Source organism: Paenibacillus sp. (assembly GCF_035645195.1).
Classification (GTDB): Bacteria; Bacillota; Bacilli; order Paenibacillales; family YIM-B00363; genus Paenibacillus_AE.
On the sequence record NZ_DASQNA010000052.1, the window covers coordinates 38,945 to 61,277 of the forward strand.

21 protein-coding genes are annotated in these 22,333 nt (G+C 64.0%); 20 read left to right on the forward strand and 1 reads right to left on the reverse strand.

Features of this window, described 5'->3' with window-relative positions; genetic code table 11:
• Positions 1-76: 76 nt before the first annotated feature.
• From VE009_RS26865 to kapB, 18 genes are all read left to right on the forward strand, one after another.
• A complete protein-coding gene (locus tag VE009_RS26865; RefSeq protein WP_325013165.1) occupies positions 77-1,138 on the forward strand; it encodes a hypothetical protein in 1,062 nt (353 codons plus the stop codon).
• Positions 1,117-2,298: a CpaF family protein gene (locus VE009_RS26870; protein WP_325013167.1), complete on the forward strand. Its 1,182-nt coding sequence runs from the start codon at positions 1,117-1,119 to the stop codon at positions 2,296-2,298. The genes VE009_RS26865 and VE009_RS26870 overlap by 22 nt, the downstream gene beginning before the upstream one ends.
• Before the next feature lie 21 nt (positions 2,299-2,319).
• Entirely contained in the window at positions 2,320-3,087 is a 768-nt protein-coding gene (locus VE009_RS26875; RefSeq protein ID WP_325013169.1) for a type II secretion system F family protein, read from the forward strand.
• A 137-nt stretch (positions 3,088-3,224) separates the two neighbouring features.
• The gene (locus tag VE009_RS26880; protein ID WP_325013171.1) at positions 3,225-3,944 is read left to right on the forward strand and encodes a type II secretion system F family protein; all 720 of its coding nucleotides are present in this window, start codon (positions 3,225-3,227) and stop codon (positions 3,942-3,944) included.
• 21 nt (positions 3,945-3,965) lie between these two features.
• Entirely contained in the window at positions 3,966-4,178 is a 213-nt protein-coding gene (locus VE009_RS26885) for a Flp1 family type IVb pilin (protein ID WP_325013173.1), read from the forward strand.
• A complete protein-coding gene (locus VE009_RS26890) occupies positions 4,150-5,181 on the forward strand; it encodes a hypothetical protein (protein WP_325013175.1) in 1,032 nt (343 codons plus the stop codon). Before VE009_RS26885 ends, VE009_RS26890 begins: the two co-directional genes overlap by 29 nt.
• 14 nt (positions 5,182-5,195) lie before the next feature.
• Positions 5,196-7,028 carry a hypothetical protein gene (locus VE009_RS26895; RefSeq protein WP_325013177.1) on the forward strand — a complete coding sequence of 611 codons (1,833 nt, stop codon included), beginning with the start codon at positions 5,196-5,198 and terminating at the stop codon, positions 7,026-7,028.
• Positions 7,029-7,071: 43 nt separating this feature from the next.
• A complete protein-coding gene (locus VE009_RS26900) occupies positions 7,072-7,659 on the forward strand; it encodes a hypothetical protein (RefSeq protein ID WP_325013179.1) in 588 nt (195 codons plus the stop codon).
• The gene (locus VE009_RS26905; RefSeq protein ID WP_325013181.1) at positions 7,656-8,156 is read left to right on the forward strand and encodes an A24 family peptidase; all 501 of its coding nucleotides are present in this window, start codon (positions 7,656-7,658) and stop codon (positions 8,154-8,156) included. The genes VE009_RS26900 and VE009_RS26905 overlap by 4 nt, the downstream gene beginning before the upstream one ends.
• A gap of 11 nt (positions 8,157-8,167) precedes the next feature.
• The gene (locus VE009_RS26910; RefSeq protein ID WP_325013183.1) at positions 8,168-9,529 is read left to right on the forward strand and encodes an FHA domain-containing protein; all 1,362 of its coding nucleotides are present in this window, start codon (positions 8,168-8,170) and stop codon (positions 9,527-9,529) included.
• Positions 9,530-9,663: 134 nt separating this feature from the next.
• Positions 9,664-12,330: a DEAD/DEAH box helicase gene (locus VE009_RS26915; protein WP_325013185.1), complete on the forward strand. Its 2,667-nt coding sequence runs from the start codon at positions 9,664-9,666 to the stop codon at positions 12,328-12,330.
• 44 nt (positions 12,331-12,374) lie between these two features.
• A complete protein-coding gene (locus VE009_RS26920; protein WP_325013187.1) occupies positions 12,375-12,956 on the forward strand; it encodes a hypothetical protein in 582 nt (193 codons plus the stop codon).
• Positions 12,946-14,883, forward strand: a complete 1,938-nt coding sequence (locus tag VE009_RS26925) for a hypothetical protein (protein WP_325013189.1) — start codon at positions 12,946-12,948, stop codon at positions 14,881-14,883. The genes VE009_RS26920 and VE009_RS26925 overlap by 11 nt, the downstream gene beginning before the upstream one ends.
• A 38-nt stretch (positions 14,884-14,921) precedes the next feature.
• On the forward strand, positions 14,922-16,550 hold the full coding sequence (locus VE009_RS26930; RefSeq protein ID WP_325013191.1) for an Hsp70 family protein: 1,629 nt from the start codon (positions 14,922-14,924) through the stop codon (positions 16,548-16,550).
• 24 nt (positions 16,551-16,574) lie between these two features.
• Positions 16,575-17,648 (forward strand): M42 family metallopeptidase, encoded by a 1,074-nt coding sequence (locus VE009_RS26935; protein WP_325013193.1) that lies wholly within the window; start codon positions 16,575-16,577, stop codon positions 17,646-17,648.
• A 7-nt stretch (positions 17,649-17,655) separates the two neighbouring features.
• On the forward strand, positions 17,656-17,991 hold the full coding sequence (locus VE009_RS26940) for a thioredoxin family protein (RefSeq protein WP_325013195.1): 336 nt from the start codon (positions 17,656-17,658) through the stop codon (positions 17,989-17,991).
• 110 nt (positions 17,992-18,101) lie between these two features.
• Positions 18,102-18,941: a DegV family protein gene (locus VE009_RS26945; RefSeq protein WP_325013197.1), complete on the forward strand. Its 840-nt coding sequence runs from the start codon at positions 18,102-18,104 to the stop codon at positions 18,939-18,941.
• Between the two features lie 51 nt (positions 18,942-18,992).
• Positions 18,993-19,370 (forward strand): sporulation phosphorelay system protein KapB, encoded by a 378-nt coding sequence (kapB, locus tag VE009_RS26950; RefSeq protein WP_325013199.1) that lies wholly within the window; start codon positions 18,993-18,995, stop codon positions 19,368-19,370.
• A gap of 10 nt (positions 19,371-19,380) precedes the next feature.
• On the opposite strand, the gene VE009_RS26955 is transcribed toward kapB, so the two are convergent.
• Entirely contained in the window at positions 19,381-20,553 is a 1,173-nt protein-coding gene (locus VE009_RS26955; RefSeq protein ID WP_325013201.1) for a M20 family metallopeptidase, read from the reverse strand.
• Between the two features lie 192 nt (positions 20,554-20,745).
• On the opposite strand from VE009_RS26955, the gene VE009_RS26960 reads away from it, so the two are divergent.
• Together VE009_RS26960 and VE009_RS26965 are read left to right on the forward strand one after the other, a co-directional pair.
• Positions 20,746-21,720 (forward strand): peptidylprolyl isomerase, encoded by a 975-nt coding sequence (locus VE009_RS26960; RefSeq protein ID WP_325013203.1) that lies wholly within the window; start codon positions 20,746-20,748, stop codon positions 21,718-21,720.
• Between the two features lie 139 nt (positions 21,721-21,859).
• A complete protein-coding gene (locus VE009_RS26965) occupies positions 21,860-22,324 on the forward strand; it encodes a hypothetical protein (protein ID WP_325013205.1) in 465 nt (154 codons plus the stop codon).
• Positions 22,325-22,333: the final 9 nt, after the last annotated feature.

Below are 22,333 nucleotides of genomic sequence, written 5' to 3' on the forward strand. Positions count from 1 at the left end.
TCATGCGGAAGCACCGCTGACCTTATCCAAGGTCTGCGCGTGCTTTTTTTTGTTGTTTTCGAAAGGAGGCGGTCGATTGCGGAAAAGAATCGCTTTGTGCGACGAGGATACCGAATATGCGGTTCGCGTCGCGGAATATGTGAAAGAGTCCGATTACCGGAGGGAGGCGGAGATTGCGGTATGCAGCCGGCCGGAGCTGTTGTTGGAATGGTGGCGATCCGGAAGTTGCGATTTGTACGTAGCGTCCGTCGAGTTCGAGGAAAGATTGAAGGAGGCGGCCGGGAGCGACGGCTTCGTTTGGATCGGAGAAGGAAGGCGCGAGGCGCTGGACGGTTCCGCCGTCGTTTCGAAATACGAGGCTGTGCCGAAGCTGCTGAGCATGTGGCTGTCCCGGTGCGGCGGCGGACGCGCGTCGAAGGCGCGGCGAGCGCCGATCGTCGGCATTTGGTCGGTCGCTGGCGGCGCGGGCAGGACGAGGATCGCCGCGCACGCGGCCATTGCGCTTGCGGCCAAGGGGCGCAAGCCGTTCTTGCTGGCCGTCGACCCGGTCCCGGACGGCGGCCGGAGACGCTGCTCCTCGGCAGAGCACGACATCGGGGAATGGCTGTACGCGATCAAAGCCGGCCGGCCGATTCCCGGGCCAGAAGAATCGCTCCCGCTAGATGCCGATATGCATCGCTTGTCGCCCGAAAGCTCGTTTCGGGAATGGCAGAGCATCCGATCCTCGGAGGGGGAGCGGCTGCTCGAAGCCGCCGCCGGTTCGTTCGGCTGCGGCATCGTGCTGGCGGACGCCGGAGCGGGATGGTCCCCGTGGGGGGAGCAGGTTTGGCGGCATTCGGAGGCGGTCGTTTGCATCGTGCCGGAAGAGGAAATCAGCGTTCGCAAGACGGACAAGTGGCTTCAAGAATGGCCGGAATGGGGGGACGGCGGAACGTACCGGATGAAATGCCGATTCGTCGTCAATAAATGCGTTCGTCCGGAGCCGAGGTTCGTTTTTTCGTGGTGCGCGGAGGCGTTCCGGCTGCCGTACGTGCCGGAATGGAAGCAAGACGCGGGCCGCGGCGATCCGCTATTTTCGGAAGCCGCGGATCGTCTGGCGGAGGAGCTGTGGTCGCGGTGCGCGAGATCTGGAGCGTAGAGTCGGCGGCGCTGCGGCTTCGGGAGGAAATTCGCTCTGAACTCGACTTCGCGGCCGCCGTAACGGAACAGACGGTACGGTCGCTGATCGAGCGGAAAGCGGCGGAAGAGAGCAGAGCGCGCAAATGGACGTCCGAGGAACGACTTTGGGTCGTGGAGCGCGTCCTGGCTTCCTTCCGGGGGCTGGACATACTCGAGCCGTTGTTGAACGACGCGGACGTGACGGAAATCATGGTCAACGGTCACGAGGATGTGTTTTACGAAAAGCACGGCCGGATCTCGAGGTACCCGCACCGGTTCGAAAGCCGGGAACGGCTGGAGGACATTATTCAGTCCATCGTTTCGAGAGTCAACCGCACGGTGAACGAAGCTTCCCCGATCGTGGACGCGAGGCTGCCCGACGGCTCGCGGGTGAACGTCGTGCTCCCCCCCGTCTCGCTGAAAGGGCCGACGCTGACGATTCGGAAGTTTCCGGAGCGGCCGGTGACGATGGAGCGGCTGCTCGAATGGAATGCGATTACGCCGGAAGCGGCGCACGATTTGCAGCAAGCGGTTAGGGACAAAACGAACATTTTCATCAGCGGCGGAACAGGGTCGGGGAAGACGACTATGCTGAACGTGCTGGCGCAATCGATTCCGGACGAGGAGAGGGTCATTACCATCGAGGATTCGGCGGAGCTCCAGCTTCGGACGCTGACGAACGTCGTGTCGTTGGAGACGCGCACCGCCAATACCGAGGGCAAAGGCGAAATTACGATTCGCCAGCTGCTTCGCGCCGCGCTGCGCATGAGGCCGAACCGGATCATCGTCGGAGAGGTACGGGGACCGGAAGCGCTCGATATGCTGCAGGCGATGAACACCGGGCACGAAGGCTCGCTGTCGACCGGTCACGCCAATTCGATTCGGGACATGCTGAGCCGGCTGGAGACGATGGCGATCGGCGGAGCCGACTTGCCGCTCGAAGTGATCCGCAAGCAGATCGCTTCCGCCGTTCACCTCGTCGTGCACGTTTCTCGAATGCCGGATTTCACGCGCAAGGTGACGGAGATCGCGGCGGTCGAAGGTTTGCGCGGGGGCGAGTACGTGCTTCGCCCGGCATACGTGTGGAAACCGGACGAGAACGGGGGGAAGCTTTGCCGAATTGAGCAGGATCTTAGCTAGAAGAAGGGAGATGCAGGAACTATGCGATCGATATGGGGCAGGCAGCTGGCCGGCATTCCGCCGGCGTATCGTCCCGGAACGATAAAGCTGACGTTGTACGCCGGCGCGTACGCGGCGGCGTATGCAAGCGTCGGGTGGCTGTTTTTCGAAAGCGGCGCGATGTCGGCGCTTCTCGCCTGCGGCGGATGGTATGCCGCAGGGAAGCGAGCCGTTAGAGACGTGGAACATCAGAAACGAACCGTCGCCTCGCAATTCGAGCAAATGTTGTTTTCGATTTCTTCGTCCCTGCAGGCCGGAAAATCGATCGAAAACGCCTTTCGAGACGTGGAGAGCGACATGCATCGGCTGTACGCGGGAGGCAGGCCGCTGCTGCTCAAAGAGCTGGAAAAGCTGAACCGCAAAGTAGACACCGGCATCCCGGCGGAGGAAGCGATCCAGCAGTTTCAACGTAACCTCGCCATTGACGAGATCGACAGCTGGGCGGATATGGTATGTACTTGCAAGCGCACCGGGGGCGATTTGGTCCAAATCATGAGACAATCGTCGCGATCCATCATCGAGAAGCTGAACGTGGAAAGAGAGCTCGCGGTTTTGATCGCCGGGAAACGTTTCGAAGCGAAGGCATTGTCCGTCGTTCCTTTCCTGATCGTCGCCTTATTCCGCTACGGATCTCCCGAATACATGGAGCCGCTCTACGAGGGGGGCGGAAGAGCCGTCATGGGCGCCGCTCTCGCCTTGCTCGGAACGGGCATCGCTCTCTCCGAACGGCTCATGCGGATCGAGGCGTAACGATGCAGCGGACGAAGTCTTTACGCGCTGCGTTCGCGGGTCGAGCCCGGAATCGCCTGCCTCCCCGGGCGTCCGATTCGCGGCGCGCCCGGGGCGGATCGCTGGGGAATCTGCTTTACGGCGCGGCGGAGAACTGCGTGATTCGGTTAAGGGTGTATCCGTTGGTCATTCAATATTTGCCGCAGCTGGTGCGATATTGTCAGCTCGTCTCCGGTGCGAGCGCCCAGCCTCAACCGGCGTTCCGTTGGACGGTCGTCGCTTTCGCGTGGTCCTCCGGAGGGGCGGCGGCGGCGGCGGTATCGCTGCTCGCGCAGGCGGACGTTTCCATCGTCGTCCTCTGCGCATGCGTCGCGGGGGGAGCGCCGTTCGCGTTGTGGTCGGACGTAAAGCGCAAAGCGGAAAGCAAGCGCCGGCGCATCGTCTCCGAGCTGCCGACGTTCATGCACAAGCTGGCTTTGCTGCTGTCGGCGGGCGAGACGCTTCCGCAGGCGTGGGGGCGGGCCGGAACGCCGAGCGCCGGGAAAGGAGGACATCCGCTGTACGCCGAGCTCGAGAAGACCGCTCAGGACATCCGGTCAGGGGTGTCGTTCCCGAAAGCGCTCGAAGACATGCACCGCCGCTGCGGCTATCCCGAAATCGGAGCGCTGGTAACGACCGTGCTCATGAATTATAAGCGCGGCGGGGAATCGTTCGCGCTGGCGCTGCAGGACGCTTCCAGATTGTTTATGGAACGAAAACAAGCCGCAGTACGAACGAAGGGCGAGGAAGCTTCCGCAAAATTGCTGTTTCCGATGATTCTTATGCTGGCGGCCGTACTCGTCATCGTGGCGGCTCCCGCCGTCATGATGATGCAATAACAAGACTTAGGAGGAGTTGTTATGAAAACGAAACTGTGGAACGAAGCAAAGGCGTTGTGGAAAGACGAGAGCGGCGTCGGCACGCTGGAAATTCTGTTAATCATCGCCGTCGTGCTCGTGATCGCGATCGCGTTTCGGAAGTGGATTATGGAATGGATTAATAACTTGTTTCAGAATACGAACGACAACGTCACCGACACGTTGAATGAGAATACGATCGAGTTGCCGAATTGACCGGACGCTGCGAAGCGAGCAGGGCACCTTCACGCTGGAGGCCGCGCTGCTGCTGCCGATTTCGGTCGCAGTGCTCGTCGCCCTCGTCTTCGCTTTGATCGCCGTCGCCCAATCGAGCCTTGTCTACATTACGGCGGGGGAGTCCGCAGAACGGGTAGCCGAGCATTGGAACCGGAGTACGAAGCATCCGGAAACCGGAATGTATTCGCCGCTGGAACGCGAGCCTCTCTATTGGCGGTGGTTATACGACGGGGCGGAACAATGGTTCGGCCCGGCCGGCGGCGGCGAAAGCGTGCGGATCGAGTACCCTGGGGAAGCGGACGGAAGCAACGATGAATCGGTCGTTAAGCGAAAGCTCGCCTCGGGCGTATTCGGGTGGCCTTCGGCGTATCGGGGAGCGGCTGCGTACGAGAACGGCGGCCTGCTGCATTCGGTGACGGTCTCCGCCGCCGTGCCGCTGTCTTTGCCGGCCGGCCTCGGCTTGCCCGATCAGGCGACAGGCGTGTCGACGGACAGCGTCAACGACCCGGCGGAATATATTCGCAACATCGAACTCACTCTTGGGTATATCCCTCGTTTGGACGTGAAGGTCGAAGTAGGAACGCTCCGAAACACGCTGTCCCCTTGGCTGGATCGACGCGGGATCGTTCCTGTGAAGGATCGGGAATTGACGTTCGGCCATCACGCGCAAGCCGCCATCTATTTAAGGACGCTTATCAACGGGGCGGAACGCCGCATATCCACGCAGGAGACCGGTAAGTGGAGGAAAATCGATTCGATGGACAAGCACGGCGTCGCGCATCAAGTGTATATCGGACCGAAGACGACAACCCGCGACGTCAGGGATCAGCTGATGAAGGACGCGGAGCTGCTGCGCAAAGGCAAAGTTTCAGGCGTTGCTTGGCATTTCTTCCGCCGTACGGGAGAAACGACCGCGGGTCCGTCGCCGGCGCTGAAACAGCTGCTGCAGTCCCATGGCATTATCGTAGTGATTCATTATTGAGGGAGGAGGGCGCCATGCGCGTCGCCGACAACGAAAGAGGCGCGATTACGTTGTTTTCGCTGCTCGCCGCGACTTCGCTGCTGCTCGTTTCGCTGCTGCTGATCGATCTCGTTCGCATGCGCCTCGCCGCGGTCGAGGCGGAGACCGAGGCGAGGCGCGCCGGCCGCTCCGCTTTGGCTAGATTCGAAACGAAGCTCCTGAATTACGGATTGTTCGGCGCTTCCATCGACGAGTCGAGGGCGCGAACGGCGGAGGAGGCGATCGGAGAAGCGAACCGGGAGGAGCGCAAACTCGGCGGATTCCGCTTGTACGACGAACGCCCTTCCCAAGGATCGCCGATCGCATTCGAGCCGCTTTATCACTTGGGCGATCATCGCGTGTTCGAGGAACAGATGCTGGAGCGCATGAAATATATCGCTCCGATCGAGTACGGCATTACCGTCGTCGACAAATTTATCAAAAGCCGTCCGCAAATCGAACAAGCGCAACATTATGCGAAGCTTTCGCAGGAGATGCAGGCGCTGCTCGAAAAACGGGAGGCGGCGCTCGATCGAGCGTGGGCATCCGCGCAATCGTTGGCCGGGATGGCCGGGACGGCTTCTCCTGCCTCGGCATTGCAGCAATTGCTCGATGCGATCCATAAGTCGTTAGACGAAGCGGAAAAAGCGAACCTCGAGCTGAGAAAGAAATTGAACGAACCCCCTCCGAAGCCGGTACAGGCGCCGGAGACGCCTTACCCTCACGTTACTATCTACCCGCCCGATTTTTTTACGGGGTACCGGATCGGAGCGGCGACGATCGCGTCGATGCACGCCGCTTGGCACGCCATGGAGGAGCCCGCGCCCGCGCAGCAATCTTCGTCCCCGCAGGAGGTCGAACCCGACCGAAAAGCGGAAATGCTCGAGCGGCTGCACGCATACAAGTCGGAATGGCTGGCGGGTCGAAGAGCGCAAGAGGCGAAGAGAGAGCAGGAAGGCAAAGCGATCCGTAGGATGGAGCTCGATCAGAAGCAAGCCGCCGAAGGGCAGCTGACGAAACGAAGGGACAACTGGAAGGACGCCTGCGCGCTGACCGATCTCGAAGCCTATGTGCTGCTAACCGGGCCGGAGGGGCTGTATGAAAAATATCGCACATACAACGAACACGCTTCTTCCGGGGGCATCGAACCGTCGATCCGAACGGATGAAGCGGCGAGTTTTTTGAACGCGTCGTTCGATTTCCTTTCCGCATTGTCCGATATCGCGGAAGACATGAGGGATGAAGCGTACATGAACGAATACGCGTTGACCCACTTTACGTACCGAACCTACCAGAAGCAAAAATACGTCGTCAGGGTCGTCACCAACATCGGAGACAGATCATCGCACAAGCTGCAGGAGCAGGAGGCGGAGTACATTTTGTACGGTTTGCCGTCCTGCCACATGAACTTAGCCGCAGCGCATACCGAGCTGTTCGTGCTGCGGGCCGCGCTGCGGACGATGGAGGCGTTTTTTGCGCCGGACAACCCGGGACGAGCCGTTTCGCCGATGGCGAGTTTGCTTGCGGCGCTCGCCGAAGGGGCGAAGCAGGCGAACGACGACGTCGATCAATTGATCGCCGGTGACCCCGTGGAACTGCCGTTCGTCCAGGGCGTAACGCTGGACTATAAAGACCACTTACGGCTGTTTTATTTGCTGCACAGCCGCGACGCCTCGGTTTTGTCGCGCATGCAGGCGTTGATCGAGCTCAATACCGGCATCGACCTGACGAAACGGTACACGGCGGTTCGCGTCGTAACGAAACCGCCGGCTGCCGGAAAAATCATCCCTGCGGCGCCGAAAGAAAAGGAGGTCGTAGTTTCTTATTAAAGGTATAGGTAATGTACCAATTGGGAGAACGGGGGGGAATGCTTTGAACGAAAAAGGCTCCGTTACGCTGGAGGCGGCCGTCGCCTTACCGTTGCTGCTCGTTTTTGGGTTTGCGCTGTCGCTGGCGCTGCTAGCCGCCCGCACGGAAGCGGCGCTTCGGGAGGCCGTCGACGAAGCGGTTCAAACGACGGCCGCGCACATGTATCCGGTCGGACTGTTGACGAACGCGTATAAGAAGCTTCCGTTCGTCGAAGACATGGAAAGCACCCTCGATCGGTATTTGCCGTATTCCATCAAGGTTATGCTTCAAGAGAAAGTGTCGCTTCCGAGCCGGGTCGGCGGAACGGGGACATGGAACGAAGCGGATGTGCATCGGCGTTGGGCGGAGCCGTTCGTCATGTCGTTCGTCGACCGGAACGGAGCGGGAAAGCCGCTGTTGGATCGGGAACGGCTCGTCGTCACGGCCGTCCAGCTCCCGACGTTCGTTGCGGAAGACGTCAGTTATTTCGGGATCGCTGCCGAGTACCGTTTGACGCTTCCGATTCCTTTCGCGCCTCGGGACATCGTGTTCACCGCCGTCGCGCTCGAACGGTGCTGGGTGGGCGACAAAGTCGGAGAAGCGAAACAATGAGCGAGCCGATGATCGGATTTCTGCTTTTCGCCGCCGTATCGACTCTCTGGGACGCTCGTACCCGGAGGCTGCCGAACGGACTCGCCGCCGTCGGATGCTTGGCCGCGCTGATCGCGCATGGGTTCGGCGTTACAGGGAACGGCGTTATATTCGCTGCTGCGGGGGCCGCCGCCGGCTTGCTGCTAGCGCTGCCGCTGTACGCGCTCAAAGCCGTCGGCGGGGGCGACGTCAAATGGTTCGGTGCGGCCGGAGCGTTCGTCGGAACGAAAGCGGTCGTTTGGCTATTGGCGGGGGCGGTGATCGCGTCGGGTGCGGCGGCGCTCGTTTGCATGGCGGCTTCGCCGCGCTTTCGGGGAAGCGTAGTCGACTACGTCCGCGGACTGCTTTTAGGCGTCGTACTTCGCGAACGAACGCGTCTTCCGGAGCCCGCAGCGAAGTTCCCGTTTATGCTCTCCGTATGGCCAGCCATCGCCGCCGTGTTTCTTTGGACCGATTGAGGGGGGAGAATATGGACATATGGTCATTGACCGGGCTGCGCGCGCGCATCGATCCGACGTCCGGTCCCGAGGTCGTCGTCGAGCGGCCGGACGGCATTGGGAGCAGCGAGGTTACACGCGTCCAAGTAGCCATGCTGGAGCATCACGCGCTTGCGGGTACGCTGCCGCTGCGACGCGAAGACACGGACGGCAGCGTCAGGCTGCGGTACGGCATCGCCGGAATGCGCCGTCTTCGCGCGGCGCTGGAAGCGGACGCGATGCGTCCGGAGCATTGGGAAAGCTTCCTGATCGCGCTTCGGCGGGCCATTCGGGAGGGGGCGGACTATTGCATTCGCTCGCCGGAATACGTTCTCGATCCGGAATGGATCTGGGTCGGGAACGACGTGCGAGACGTCCGGCTGATGGTCGTGCCGATCGTCGATTTCGGGACGCCCGAACGCTGTCACGCCCAGTGGCAAGCGCTGTACGATTGTTTGGTTCGTTACGGCTTGCCCCCGGAATGGAAGGATCGTCTGCACCCTTCGCGATGGCATAAGGATACGTTCAGCCATCGCTTGTGGATGGAAGCGGTGGGGCACGCTTCGGCGGCGGACGCCGCGCCGCGAGTTTCGGCGCCGGACCCGGCGAATGCGGGAGTCATTTCGGACGACGATGCCGGTTTCCGGGGCTTGGACGAAAGGTACGGGGAGACTTCGCCGCTGCACGAGGCAGGGGACGGCGACACGATGCGGTTTTCGGTTGCGCGCATCGGGCGGTCGGAAGCGATTCGACTGCTCGTCGCGATCGTCTGCTGGATCGCGTTCGCATGGCAGCCGTCCCCGCCGTTGTTGCTGACCGCCTGCCTTGGCACGGTACCGATCGGTTGGACGCTGTTCCGACGTTTCGTCCCCGAGGCGGAGGGCGATTCGACGGCAGCGATCGGAAAGGACGCAGCGGCGTACGACGACCGCTTGAAAGACGAGGCGGCGGTCGAGTCGCTCCCCCCGGCGCCGCTGGATTCTCGCACGCTGCTGCTGAGCGATGGCGAAAGGACGGTTATGTTGCCGCCCCGGGATCCTGCTCCTTCGGCATGGATCGAAGTCCGCTTCGAGCAAACGAACCGCGTCGAGACGGTCCCCCTTCTCGACGTCCCGATTCGGTTCGGCCGGGGGCCGTCGGGGGTCGACGTCGTCGTCGATCATCCGGCGGCGTCCCGGGTTCATCTCGAAATCGCCGAGATCGATGCGACGCCGCATGCCATCGATCTCGGATCGACGAACGGAACCTTCTGCTTGGACCAATTGATGAAGCCGCATCAGCCGTACCCGCTGCGGGACGGCGATATGCTGCGGCTCCCGGGCGCCGTGCTCGTGCTGACGGCGGCCCGTTCTTAACCCCGCGTCGGCGCCCTTGGGCCAAGACGCGGTTTTTTCTTTTCCTCCAATCGCGCGGCGCCGTTGCGGCGATGCTTTTCCATTTGTTATCCTAATAGATACACCTTTTGTAGAAAAACGGGGAGTCGAATCGATTGGATCATTGGGACGGACTGGTTCGCCGTATCGTCAAGGAAGGGTGGTATGTCCCGTTCGTGGAGCGGGACGGCGCCGGCGACGCGCGGTCTCGCTGGACGCCGGCGTGGGACGCGCCGCCGCTTCGCGAGGCGATGGCGGCGCTGCCGGAGACGCCGGATCGCGGCGGCGTCGCGGAGCGCGTCGACGCGGTCGTTCGGCGGAGCCTCTCGCCGGAGGCGAAAGAAGCGGCGTTCCGCGCGCTCGAACCGCGGTACGGGGTGCCGCACACGCCGCTAGAGAAATGGGCCTACGGCCTCGTATGCGAGGAGGCGGACCGCCCGGCGCTGCCGGATTGGTTCGCGGACGATGTGGAGGATTGGCATCGGGAGCTGGCGGGGCGCGCGGCCGCGGCGTCGTATCGCGTCGCCTTCGCGCTGCTGGAGCCGGAGACGGCGTACGGCGATTGGCTGCTCGTGCCGGGGCTCGAGGACGCGGACGACGGAGCGTTCGTACCCGCCGGCGACGTGTGGACGTCGGCGGAGGCGAATCCGACGCTGGCGGGGCGCATGTTCGAAGGCGCGCACGAGCGGCTGTCGCGCGGGCTCGCCGAGGCGGCGGAGCGGTACGCTCCGATCGCGCGGCTGAACGTCGCGCGGGCGCTGGTCGCGCTGACGGAGGACGAAGCGATCGAGTTTCTCGAGCGGGGCGCGGCCGCGCTGGAGCGGCACGGCTTCGCCGCCGTGCTGCCCGCCTGGTGGCGCGACCCGGCGCCGCTCGAGGCGGCCGTCCATTACGAAGCGCTCCCGGCGAGCCGGGATGAGGCGGCCGGGGCGCCGCCGGCGTCGACTGGCGGGCCGCCGCTCGGGTTCGATGCGCTCATGTCGTATCGGATGGAGCTGCTGCTCGGCGGCGCGCCGATCGCGGAAGCGGAATGGCGCCGGCTGACGGAGCGAGAGACGGCGGTGCTGTTCCGCGAAGGCCGCTGGGTGCGGCTGCGGGCGGCGGACCGGCGAGCCGGGGATCGGTTTTTCCGCGAGGCGCAGACCGGGACGGCGACGGCGGCGGAGGCGATGCGCATGGCGCTCGCCGCGGAAGCCGAAGGCGGCGCCGCCGAGAGCGGCAAGCCGCCGGTGCGGCGTTGGAGCGCCGACGCGCGCCTCGCCCGGCTCGTGGCGGGGCTGCGCTCCGCCGGCGCCGCAGCGCCGCTCGAGACGCCGGAGGCGCTGCAGGGCGAGCTTCGCGACTACCAGCGGCGCGGCTTCACGTGGCTCGTTCGGATGCGCGAGCTCGGGCTCGGCGCGTGCCTCGCGGACGATATGGGGCTCGGCAAGACGGTGCAATGGATCGCTTACGCCTTGCATGCGACCGCGAGCGGGATGCGCGCCGGCGATCGGCCGCTGCTGCTCGTCTGCCCGACGTCCGTGCTGGGCAACTGGCAGCGCGAGCTGGAGCGATTCGCGCCGTCGCTGCGCGTCTGCTTCCATTACGGTCCAGGCCGGCTGCAGGGCGCGGCGTTCGCCGAGGCGGCGGGACAGTGCGACGTCGTGCTGACGTCGTATTCGACGTCGCTGCGCGACCGCAAGACGCTGGGAGCCCTCGCCTGGGACGCGGTCACGCTGGACGAAGCGCAGTACGTGAAAAACTCCGGCGCCCAGCTGACGAAATTTATTCGCACGCTGCCTTCCGCGCACCGGATCGCGCTGACCGGCACGCCGGTCGAAAACCGGCTGTCGGATTTATGGTCGATTTTCGAATTTCTGAATCCGGGCTTTCTCGGCAGCGAGCGCGGCTTCCGGCGGGCGTTCGGCGACGGGCCGGAGCGGAGCGCCGATCCGGCGGCGGCCGAACGGCTGCACCGGCTCGTGAAGCCGTTCCTGCTGCGCCGCCTCAAGACCGACCCGACCGTCATCGACGATCTGCCGGACAAAATCGAGCAGACGTCGTACTGCGGCATGACGGAGCGGCAGGCGGCGCTGTACGCGGCGACGCTCGAGCGGATGGCCGAGCAGCTGAAGCGCGCGGACGGCATTCGCCGCCGGGGCGTCATTTTGTCGACGATCACGCGGCTCAAGCAAATTTGCAACGCGCCGGAGCAGGCGCTTCGGGAGCGCGCGCTCCGGCCGGGAACGTCCGGCAAGCTGCTGCGCCTCGAAGAACTGCTGCGGGAGGCGGTCGAAAGCGGCGAACGCTGCATCGTCTTCACGCAGTACGCCGCCATGGCGGCGCTGCTGCAGCCGTATCTCGCGGAGCGGCTCGGCGTCGAAGTCGGCCTCATGTCCGGCAAAACGCCGCGGAAGGAGCGGGAAGCGCTGATCGCCCGCTTCCAAGGGGCGGAAGACGGACCGAATGTTCTCGTCATGTCGCTGAAGACCGGCGGCTTCGGGCTGAATTTGACCCGGGCGAGCAGGATCGTTCATTACGACCGGTGGTGGAACCCGGCGGCGGAGCGGCAGGCGACGGACCGGGCGTACCGGATCGGCCAGACGCGTACGGTGGAAGTGTGGAAGCTGGTCACGAAGGGAACGCTGGAAGAGTCGATCGAAAAGCTGCTGGAAGGCAAAGAAAAGCTCGCGGACGACGTCGTCGGCGCGGGCGAGAAATGGTTGACCGAATACAGCGACGAGCAGCTGAACGAGCTGCTGGCGCTGCGGAGACAGGTCATTTTGTCGGAAGACGGAGCGTAATTCTCGCATCGAGACTATGATAAAGGGGAAAGGAGCGGATCGGTATGGCGGAACGCGACGACATCGTCGTCGAGCGCGGACGCGTCGCCGGCGGAGGGGAGCCTCGCGCCGTATGGGACGTGCCGCTCGCGGCTCCGGAAGCCGTCCGGCGCGCGGCGCGGGAGCTCGCGGCCGATCCGCTGCTGGAGGGCCGCTGGCTCGCCGGCGCGGCGACGGAAGCCGACCGCGAGCGGCTCGGGCTGCGGGAGTCGGGCTGGCGTTCGAGCTGCGCCTGCGGCTCCGCCCAGCCGTGCCGCCACGCGCAGTCGGCGCTGTTTCGCTTCCGGCAGGAGGCGAAGCGCGACCCGTGGCTGTGGTGGGAGGCGATGGGCGAAGACCGGCACGCGCTGCAGGCGGCGGTTCGCGACGCGCGGGCCGAGCTCGCGCGCGCCGCGGCCGAAGGGCGGGAGCGCGCGGCGATACGCGCCGTCCGAGCGGCGGAAGCGGGCCGCTCGGCGGGCGGCGAGCCGTGGATGTTGAGCCGATTGAGCGATCCGGCGTTTTGGAATCGGGATACGACGCTCGCCGAGTGGCTGAAGCCGCTCGCCGAGGCCGTCCGGGCAAAGGAGGAGCCGCATGAGCCTTAGAACGACCACGCGATGGCTGCGGACGTTCGTGAACGCCCACAAGCTGTCGTCGTTTCAAGATAAAGCCGCCGCCCTGCGCGCGGAACCGAATCCGTATTATGTATTGGAATGGCTCGTCTTGCCGCGCATCGCGGAAGACGAGGAGGAGCCCGTATGGGACGCCTGGGGAGGGGAGCGGACGCCCGGCGTCGAGAAGGGCAGCCTGATCGGCGTCGAAGCGTGCTTCCGGGAGCAATTGCCGCTCGAGCTGCTGGTCGGCGCCCCGATCGGCGACGAAGAGGCCGCGAAGCTCGCGACCGCCTTCGCCGACCTGAGCGTCCGCTACGGCGACGAGCGGTGGTCGGCCGGCCTCGCCGATCTGGGCGAGCGGCTGCGCCATGCGGCGGAGCGCTACGCCGATTACGTCGAAGCGTTGAAGGCGGAGACGGAGAGGCTCGAGCGGGAAGCGGCGGAGCAGCTCGCGGAGCTCGAGGCGGAAGCGGCCGAGTACGAAGAGGGCGAATTCGACCTCGAAGCGGAGAAGCGCGCGGCGCAGGCGAAATGGGATCGGCGCAAGCAAGAGCTGCCCGGCAAAGTGCTGCAGCGGCTGTTCCCGGACGACGCGCTGCTGCGCCTCATGGCGACGGCGAACATGCCGCGGCCGGCGGAGCGGGTACGCGGGGCGGTGCGCCGGCTCGCGGAGAGCGCCCGCCATCCGGCGCTGCGGTTCGCCGAAGCGCTGGAGCGCGGCGATTACGAGCAGCTGAGGCATCTCGCCGAGCCGAGCGGCGCGCAGGCGTGGGGCGGATGGCTGGCCGCTTACATGAGCCGCAGCGACCTGACGCGGAGCTGGCTGCCGGTCGAAGACCGTCAGCGCGCCGCGATCCGTTGGATCGCCGCAGCCGAAGCGGAGGCGAGGCAGGAGGCAGTCGGCGACGAAGCCGCCGACGCGCGCCCGCGCGCCGCGAAGGACGGCTGGGTCGCGAGCGCGTTCCGAGCAGCCGGCTGGGAAGAGCGGCTCGCGGAGGCCGAGTTCGCGGAGGAGGCGCTGCACCGGTTCGTCTGGTACGCCCTGCCCGACGAGGAGCTGCGCAAGCGCCTCAGAGAAGAACTCGTTCTGAAGCAGTGGAGCGCCTTCGTCGAACGGTTCGCGGAAGACGGCGTAGAAGAGCGGTTCCGCGCGCTGTCGTGGGTGTTCCTGCTCGACCCGGAGAACGTCCAGCACCGGCTGCTGCGGGCGGCCCCGGGCGGGGCGGAGGAGCTGATTCGCCGATTGTGCCGGCTGTACGCCGAAGGGGTGCGCCGCGGACTCGACGTCCGCATCGTCGTATCGGTATACGCGTATTTGGCCAAACATGATAAAGAAGCGTTCTATTCGTTCGTTCACGGGGCGAGAACGCTCGACGTCGCGCTGCCGATGATGGAGCTGCCGGCATCCGACCTGTCGCAGCTGTTTCGCGGCGACGGCGTACGCCAGTCGTCGGCGCGGAAGCACCTGCTGCAGCTGTTTTACGCCCATCTCGAAGAAGCGGAGCCGAAGCAGGCGCCGCAGGAGCGGATGCTGAAGCTCGCCGCCATCCTCGCCGTCGACAAACGCTCCGCCGTCGTCGGCTGGCTGCAGCGGCACGAGCGCGATTGGCGCGAGAGCATCGGCGGCGACCGGGAGCGGTTGTTCACGCGCCTGCTGCGCTTCCGCTGGCTCGGCACGGCCGCCGACCCGGCGGAGCAGCACCGCGCCGTGAAGGAATGGCTGCAGCGGCACAGCGACTGGGTGCAATTCGAGACCGACGCGCCGAACGTCGAGGGCGAAGGCGTGGCGTACCGCGTCGTCAAGCCGGGCGCCATCGATGCGGAGACGGGGGAGGTGCTCGCGCGGGCGACCGTGCGGGCCGAATGGACCGACCGCGCCGAGGTCAACAAGCTGCTCGACGATTTGAAGCTGCTCTAACGTGAGGATCGTTACATCGATGAATCGGAGGTAGGCGCATGGATCCGTTGCTGATCGGCATCGACTTCGGAACGACGAACAGTTCCGTTGCCGTGCTCGACCCGGTGGAAAACCGGGTGCATATGAAACGTTTGGACGAAGGGGAGACGCCTTTTCTCATCCGAACCATTTTGACGAAAGGACACGACGGCGACTGGTTGATCGGCAATCAGGCGGCGGCGCTCGGCAAGCTGCGCGAACGGTCCGTCCTGTCGCTCAAGACGGAGCTTCGGCGGTCGCCCGACTTCTCGCTGTCCGTCGACGGCGAAGACATCCAGCTCGTCGATTTGATTTCGCAGTTTTTGCAGGAGCTGCTCGAGCGCGCGGGCGTGCCGGATCCGACGGCCATCGATCGGCTCGCGCTCAGCGTCCCCGTCAATTACGACGACCGGCGCAAGGCGATCATGGAGCAGGCGGCGGTGCGCCTCGGCCTCGAGCCGAGCCGCGTTTGGTTTCTCGACGAGCCGGTGTCGGTGCTGTGGGACTGCCGCATCATCCCGGCGCGGTATGCGCTCGTGTTCGATTTCGGCGGCGGCACGCTCGACATGGCGATCATGGATAAGGAAGAGTCCGTCAAGCACCGCCAAGCGATCGTGCATCATCCGTATTTCGACCCGGACGACAACGACAGCAACCGGTACCACGGCAAAGTGGTCGCGAAGCTCGGTCTCGATCTCGGCGGCGACGATCTCGACGATTGCCTCGTCAAGCTGTTCGTCGAGCGCGGCAAAGCGGCGGGCAATCCGGTATGCGAGTCGATCGCCCTCGAGTTGTTCGAGGATCCCGAGCGGCTGCACAAGCTGAAGTCGCATCCGCAATTTACGTTCTATCACCAGCTGAAGGTGATCGCCGAGCATACGAAGCGGCGGCTGTCGACGGAGCCTGCGGTGACGGTGGACATTCCGCCGCTCATGCCGGGCGTCGATCAAGGCATACCGAACGTGACGGTGACGGCGGAGCAATTTTATCTTGCGACCGAACGGCCTCGCGAAACGTTAAATAAAGGACTGCAGGAGCTCGTCAAACGATTCGCCGAAGCGACGCGGCTCACCCGCCGCGACATCGGCGCCGTGCTGCTCTCCGGCGGCAGCAGCCTCGTGCCGTTCGTGCCGGACGTGCTGGAGGAGCTGTTCCCGAACGCGCGCATCGTGTGGGACGAAGAGCATCTGCAGACGCGCATCGCCCGAGGCAACGCCCGATATACGCGCAGCGAGGACGAATGGATCGTCGGCGACCTCGTGAACGCGTCGATCGGCATTTACAACCATGCCGGCAAGGAAACGATCGAGGTGATCGCGCCGGACGATACGTATCCGATCCGCAAGCAAAAGCGCGTCGCGACGACGAAGCCGAACCAGACGAAAATCGAGATCGCGCCGATGGTGAAGCCGCAGGGCAGCGCCAAATACGAGCCGCTGCAAAAATACGGCCGGCCGATCCTGTGGCGCATGACGATCCGCGCGCATCCGGGCACGCACGACATCAACCGGCTGACGATCACGTACGCGATCGACAAGTCGCAGCGGCTGCGCGTCACCGCCTACGACAACCTGTTCAAGCAGGAGGTCGGCGTCGAAGAGCTCGAGCTCGCGGACGCGGGCTGGAACGTCAAACTGGAGCGAAATTAACGGAGAAAGAGGCGCAACAAGCCGATGGAAGCATCCAACGCAAGGAACGCAGGCGCGGCGCAGCCGCCCGAATTCAACCGGGAGTACACGATCAAGCTGCTGGAGACGCTGCTGAAGACGCCGAGCCCGACCGGGTTTACGCACGGCATCATGCGGCTGCTCGAGGACGAAGCCGCGCGGCTCGGCTTCCGCATGGAGCGGATCGCCAAGGGCGGCGGCGTCATTCGCGTGCCCGGAACGGAGGGCGGGCCCGCGCTGCTGCTGAGCGGCCACGTCGACACGCTCGGGGCGATGGTCCGCTCGATCGCGAAAGACGGGTCGCTGAAGCTTACGATACTCGGCGGCTATATGATGCAGTCGATCGAGAACGAATATTGCCTCGTCCATACGCGGGACGGGCGGGCCGTGCCGGGCACGATTTTGCCGGAGAAGCCGTCCGTGCACGTCTATCCCGACGCGCGCGATCAGAAGCGGGACGAGACGAACTACGTCGTCCGTCTGGACGAACCCGTCGCGAGCAAAGAAGACGCCGCGGCGCTCGGGATCGGGCCGGGCGATTACATTTCGCTCGACCCGCGGACCGTCGTGTTCGATAACGGCTTCATCAAGTCGCGGCATCTCGACGACAAAGCCGGAGTGGCGGCGATGTTCGCCGTGCTGGAGGCGATGTCGCGCACCGGCGCGCGGCCGCGGCGCGACGTGCTGTTCCTGATTTCCAACTACGAAGAAATCGGCCACGGCTCGTCGTACATTCCGGACGGCGTCGAAGAAATGATCGCCGTCGACATGGGCGCGATCGGCGACGATCTGACGTGCACGGAGCGGGACGTCTCGATTTGCGCGAAGGATTCGACAGGCCCGTACGATTACGGCATGACGAACCGGTTAATCGACCACGCGAAGCGGCTCGGCCTCTCCTATGCGGTCGATATTTACCCGCGCTACGGCTCGGACGCGTCCGCGGCGCTGCGCGCCGGCCATAACATCCGCGCGGCGCTCGTCGGCCCCGGCGTGCATGCGTCGCACGCGATGGAGCGTACGCATATCGACGCCATCCGCCACACGTACGCGCTGCTCGCCGCTTATGCGATGGAGTGACGCCGCCATGGCCGAACATGCGCTGGACATGCCGGAGGTGTCCGAAGCCGAACTCGTTCGCCGCCGCTGGGCCGACGACGGCGCCTTCGCCGTATACTTTTATACCCCGTGGTGCGGCACGTGCAAGCTCGGCGAGAAAATGCTGCGCGTCGTCCGGGCGATCGAGCCCGGCGCCGGCATCGTGAAGGCGAACGTCAACTTCATGCCGGCGATCGTCGCCGAATGGAAAATCGAAAGCGTGCCGTGCCTCGCCTTCGTCGAAGGGAAGCGGGTGACGGAAAAGCTGTACACGCTGCGCTCCGTCGAAAACGTGCTGGAGCGAGTCAGAACTCGTCTGAAGTAAAGTCTGCTAGGGCTGGCTTCACCCCTGCCGTATGCGATGTTCGATGCGATTCTGCTCTTATCTATCACTACCAACAACGTTCATCGCGTTGAGAAAGAGGGAAGCTTAACATGCCTGTTCACATCATTACCGACGGCAGCTCCGATTTGCCCGCCGCGCTGCGCGACGCCTGGAACATCCGGGTCGTCCCGCTCGGCGTTCGCTTCGGCGCCGACGAATTCGATTCGACGATGCCCGCCGCCGAATTTTACGCGCGGATGCGCGTGTCCGAAGGGCTGCCGCAGACGTCCAGCCCGTCGCCGCACGCGTTCCTGGAAGCGTTCCGCGAGGCGGCGCCCGGCGAGGCGATCCTCGTCGTCACGCTGTCGTCGGCGCTGAGCAGCACGTATCAGCACGCGGCGCTCGGGGCGACGCTGTTCCGCGAGGAGCGGCCCGACGCATCTGTCGCCGTCATCGATTCGAAAACCGCCTCCATGGGGCTCGGCGGCATCGTGTACCAAGCGGCGCAGCTCGCCGCGGGCGGCGAACCGCTGGAGCGCATCGAGGCAGCCGTGGAGCGGCTCGTCTCGACGACCCGGACGGAGTTCGTGCTCGATACGCTGGAGAACGTGATCAAAGGCGGCCGGCTCGACCGGCTGCGCGGCGCCGTGGCGTCGATGCTGAACATCAAGCTGCTGATGCACGCGAGCGAGCAGGGCGCCGTCGAGGTGCTCGAGAAGGTGCGCGGCACGTCGGCCGCGGTGAAGCGCATGATCGAGCGGATCGAATCCGCGAAGGACGACGCCGCGAACCGGCTGCTGTCGATCGCGCACAGCAATGCGGAAGCGCGCGCGCAGGAGCTGGCGAACCGGATCATGGAGCGCTATGCGTTCCGCGAGGTCGTCGTGTCGGACATGGGACCGGTGATCGGAACGTACGCCGGCGAAGGCGGACTGCTCGTCGCGTACTAACGGAAACAACGATCATTCGCGTATGAAACCGAAGCCGAGGAGGGAAACGAAATGAATGTGGGGGATTTGGTCGTCGCTCATTACAAGAGCGGCACGTACGTCGGCGAGCTGATTCAGCTCGAGAGGCCGAAGGCGAAGGTGCGCATGCTGGCGGTGCTGAAGCACCCGACGCAAGGCGACCTGCACCATCCGATGCAGGCCGACGTGGCGATGTTTCACGAGCGCCGGGCGCTCGCGTATCGGGAAGTGGCGAACGTGTTCGCCGGCGAGCTGGCGCCGTACGCCGGCGAAGCGGCGCCGGATTACAAAGAATCGCTGCGCAGCGCGCTCGAGGCGGAAATCGAAGCAATGAGAAGCCTTGGCGGCGCCTTCGGCGAGCGTGCGCTGCAGCAGCTGGAGCAGTTGAAGAAGGACTACTTCGGCAGCTGAGGGCGTTGCGTCAGCGCCGCAGCACTTCGCGCTCGAACTCGTCGCGGATCGCCTTCAGCTTCTCGGGCGACGAGGCGCAGTCGTACGCGGCCGCGGCGAGCGCCTTCGCGCCGAGCAGCATGCCGTCGAACGCCCGGTCCGTCATCGCCGCGTCGCGGAATTCGATCGAATGCAGCAAATACTTCTGATCGACCACCTGCACGTACGGATGGGCGGCGGGACATTGGAGCGACACGTTGCCGAGGTCGAGCGAACCGTGGTCGTTGCCGGTTTGGATCGCGCTCTCCGGCACGCCGAGCTCGACGAGCGCCGACGTGAACGCGTCGGACAACGTTTCGTTCGTGCGCAGCTCGTCGTACGAGAACTCGTAGTTGGACACCTCGAGCGAGCAGCCGGTCGCGAGCGCCGCGCCTTCCGCGCACCGTTTCACCTTTTCCACAAGCTCGTTCGTGTAGGCGCGGGTGGCGGCCCGAACGTAAAAATCGGCGCACGCGTAGTCCGGGATGACGTTCGGCGCCTTGCCGCCGTTCGTGATGACGCCGTGGATGCGCGCGTCCGAAGCCGTCTGCTGGCGCAGCGCGTTAATGCCGTTGAACAGCTGAATGACCGCGTCGAGCGCGTTGACGCCGTCTTCCGGATTCGCCGCGGCATGGGCGCTCCGTCCGCGGTATTCGAAGCGAAGGGCGTCCATCGCCATCGACGAGCCGGAACGTTCGTACGCATAATACGGATGCGCCATCAGCGCGAAGCTGCAATCGCGGAATAGGCCCGCTTCCGCCATCAGCACTTTGGCGCCTTTCGTCTCTTCGGCGGGAGTGCCGTACACGCGGATTTTGCCGCCGAACTGCTGGATCGCTTCCGCGAGGCCGACCGCGGCCGCGACGCTCATCGAGCAGATGAGATGATGGCCGCAGGCGTGCCCGATGTCGGGAAGCGCGTCGTATTCCGCGAGGAACGCCACGACCGGACCGGGCCTTCCCGAATCGAGTTCGGCGATGAACGCGGTCGGGAGACCGAGCGTATGCGGCTCGACGCGGAAGCCGAATTCCGCGAGCGCCGTCGTCAGCGTTTCGAAGGCGAAGTATTCTTCGTTCCCGAGCTCCGGTTTCGCTCCGATGCTAGCTGCGATCGAACGGATACGGGGGGAGACGGAGTCGATGCGGGAAAAAATCGTTTGCTTCATAGCGCAACCTTCCTTTCCGGAAACCAGTCATAAGAGAACAAGCTCCCTCGCATTATAGCATAGGAAGGGGACCGTTTTCCTCGCGCTCGGCGTGCGGCGCCGCGCCTAGCTTCGGGGCGAAGCGGAAAATTGGACAAACGTCGGCGAATGTGAGACGATGAGGCTTGGTAACGAATTATAGGAGGATGAACGATGTCTGAGAAAGAAAAAACCGTTTCCGGATCCTCGAACGCCGGAGCGGGCGGGGGCAAAGGCAAAATCATTTTACCGTGGGCGCTGTTCGCGGCGACGGCGATCGGCTTTGCCGTATATGCGGGCGTTCAGGCGAACGAGCCGAACGTGTCGACGGGCAACGTCGGCGACGAAGCGGTCGCGACGGTCGATAACGAAGCGATCACGGCGAACGAGCTGTACCAGACGATGCTGAAGCAAGTCGGTTCGCAAGCGGTCGATCAGCTGATCACCGAACGCTTGATCAACCGCGCGGCGGCGGCGCAAAACATTCAGGTGACCGACGAAGACCTGAACGCCGAAATCGAGAAAATCAAAGCGAACTTCCCGGACGAAGCCACCTTCAATCAGCAGCTCGCGATGGCGGGCTATACGCTGGAGTCGCTGAAGGAGCAGCTCTCGCCGCAAGTGAAGCTGACGAAGCTCGTCGAACCGGAAATTCAAGTGACGGACGAAGATATCCAATCGTACTACGACGAGAACAAGGCGTCCTACGAAACGCCGGAGCAGGTGCGCGCGTCTCACATCTTGGTCGACTCGAAAGAAGAGGCCGAGAAGTTGCTGGCGGACCTGAAGGGCGGGGCGGATTTCGCGGAGCTAGCGAAAGAGCACTCGAAGGATACCGGCAGCGCGGTGAACGGCGGCGACCTCAACTACTTCGGCAAAGGCCAAATGGTTCCCGAATTCGAGGAAGCGGCGTTCGCGCTCGACGTCGGCCAAGTCAGCGACATCGTCGAATCGCAGTACGGTTTCCATATTATTAAAGTGACTGACAAGAAAGCGGCGACGACCGCGACGCTCGAAGAGAAGAAGGAAGAAATTCGCGAAACGCTGTTCGAACAAAAAGTGAACGAGCGTTCCACCGCATATCTCGAGGAGCTGCGCTCGGCGGCGAAGATCGAAAACTCGCTCGCGACCGAAGAAGCAGCATCGTAATGGCAAAGTAGGAAGCCGGCGAATCCGCCGGCTTCTTTATTTTGCGTCCGCGGCGCTTTCCTTCCGGCGGAACGGCTATGGTATAATGAGGAACGTGATTTCACAAAAGGGATCGGGGAAAGGCGGGGAACATACGCGTATGTCGCTGCGGGAGATGCAAGTCGTTCCGGGCGCGCTGCTGGAGCAGCGCATCGAAGAGGTTAAGCCGCTGGACACGCTGGAGACGGAGCAATACGCGATCGTGAAAGACGGCGAAACCGGCGAACATTTTTTGCATTATCGATACATCCATCGCGACGTCGCGCTGGGCGGGGCCGAATCGGCGTATCACCAGCTGATGCCGCTTTCGTCCGACGACGTGTTGGAGCTGATGTTCGGCGGAGCGCCGTATCGTTACCCCGAAGCATGGACGCAGCCGTATTTGCGCAACGGACCCGACGGCCAGTACGTCTGGTTCGATCCTTCGCCCGCGAGGGAAGCGGAGGAGGCGGAGCGCGAAGCCGCGCGCATTCGGGAGACGCTGCTTGCGTTCAAGCGCAAGGGCAGCTTCGGCGAGCAAGACGTGGAGCGGTTGTTCCGCGAGCTGGACGATAAGGAATCATAAGGAGAGAGT

Coding starts and splice junctions, on each gene's coding strand:
- VE009_RS26885 (WP_325013173.1), top strand. CDS start 3,966: ATGAAAACGAAACTGTGGAACGAAGCAAAGGCGTTGTGGAAAGACGAG.
- VE009_RS26930 (WP_325013191.1), top strand. CDS start 14,922: ATGGATCCGTTGCTGATCGGCATCGACTTCGGAACGACGAACAGTTCC.
- VE009_RS26895 (WP_325013177.1), top strand. CDS start 5,196: ATGCGCGTCGCCGACAACGAAAGAGGCGCGATTACGTTGTTTTCGCTG.
- VE009_RS26910 (WP_325013183.1), top strand. CDS start 8,168: ATGGACATATGGTCATTGACCGGGCTGCGCGCGCGCATCGATCCGACG.
- VE009_RS26945 (WP_325013197.1), top strand. CDS start 18,102: ATGCCTGTTCACATCATTACCGACGGCAGCTCCGATTTGCCCGCCGCG.
- VE009_RS26940 (WP_325013195.1), top strand. CDS start 17,656: ATGGCCGAACATGCGCTGGACATGCCGGAGGTGTCCGAAGCCGAACTC.
- VE009_RS26875 (WP_325013169.1), top strand. CDS start 2,320: ATGCGATCGATATGGGGCAGGCAGCTGGCCGGCATTCCGCCGGCGTAT.
- VE009_RS26960 (WP_325013203.1), top strand. CDS start 20,746: ATGTCTGAGAAAGAAAAAACCGTTTCCGGATCCTCGAACGCCGGAGCG.
- kapB (WP_325013199.1), top strand. CDS start 18,993: ATGAATGTGGGGGATTTGGTCGTCGCTCATTACAAGAGCGGCACGTAC.
- VE009_RS26905 (WP_325013181.1), top strand. CDS start 7,656: ATGAGCGAGCCGATGATCGGATTTCTGCTTTTCGCCGCCGTATCGACT.
- VE009_RS26920 (WP_325013187.1), top strand. CDS start 12,375: ATGGCGGAACGCGACGACATCGTCGTCGAGCGCGGACGCGTCGCCGGC.
- VE009_RS26935 (WP_325013193.1), top strand. CDS start 16,575: ATGGAAGCATCCAACGCAAGGAACGCAGGCGCGGCGCAGCCGCCCGAA.
- VE009_RS26955 (WP_325013201.1), bottom strand. CDS start 20,553: ATGAAGCAAACGATTTTTTCCCGCATCGACTCCGTCTCCCCCCGTATC.
- VE009_RS26925 (WP_325013189.1), top strand. CDS start 12,946: ATGAGCCTTAGAACGACCACGCGATGGCTGCGGACGTTCGTGAACGCC.
- VE009_RS26965 (WP_325013205.1), top strand. CDS start 21,860: ATGTCGCTGCGGGAGATGCAAGTCGTTCCGGGCGCGCTGCTGGAGCAG.
- VE009_RS26890 (WP_325013175.1), top strand. CDS start 4,150: ATGAGAATACGATCGAGTTGCCGAATTGACCGGACGCTGCGAAGCGAG.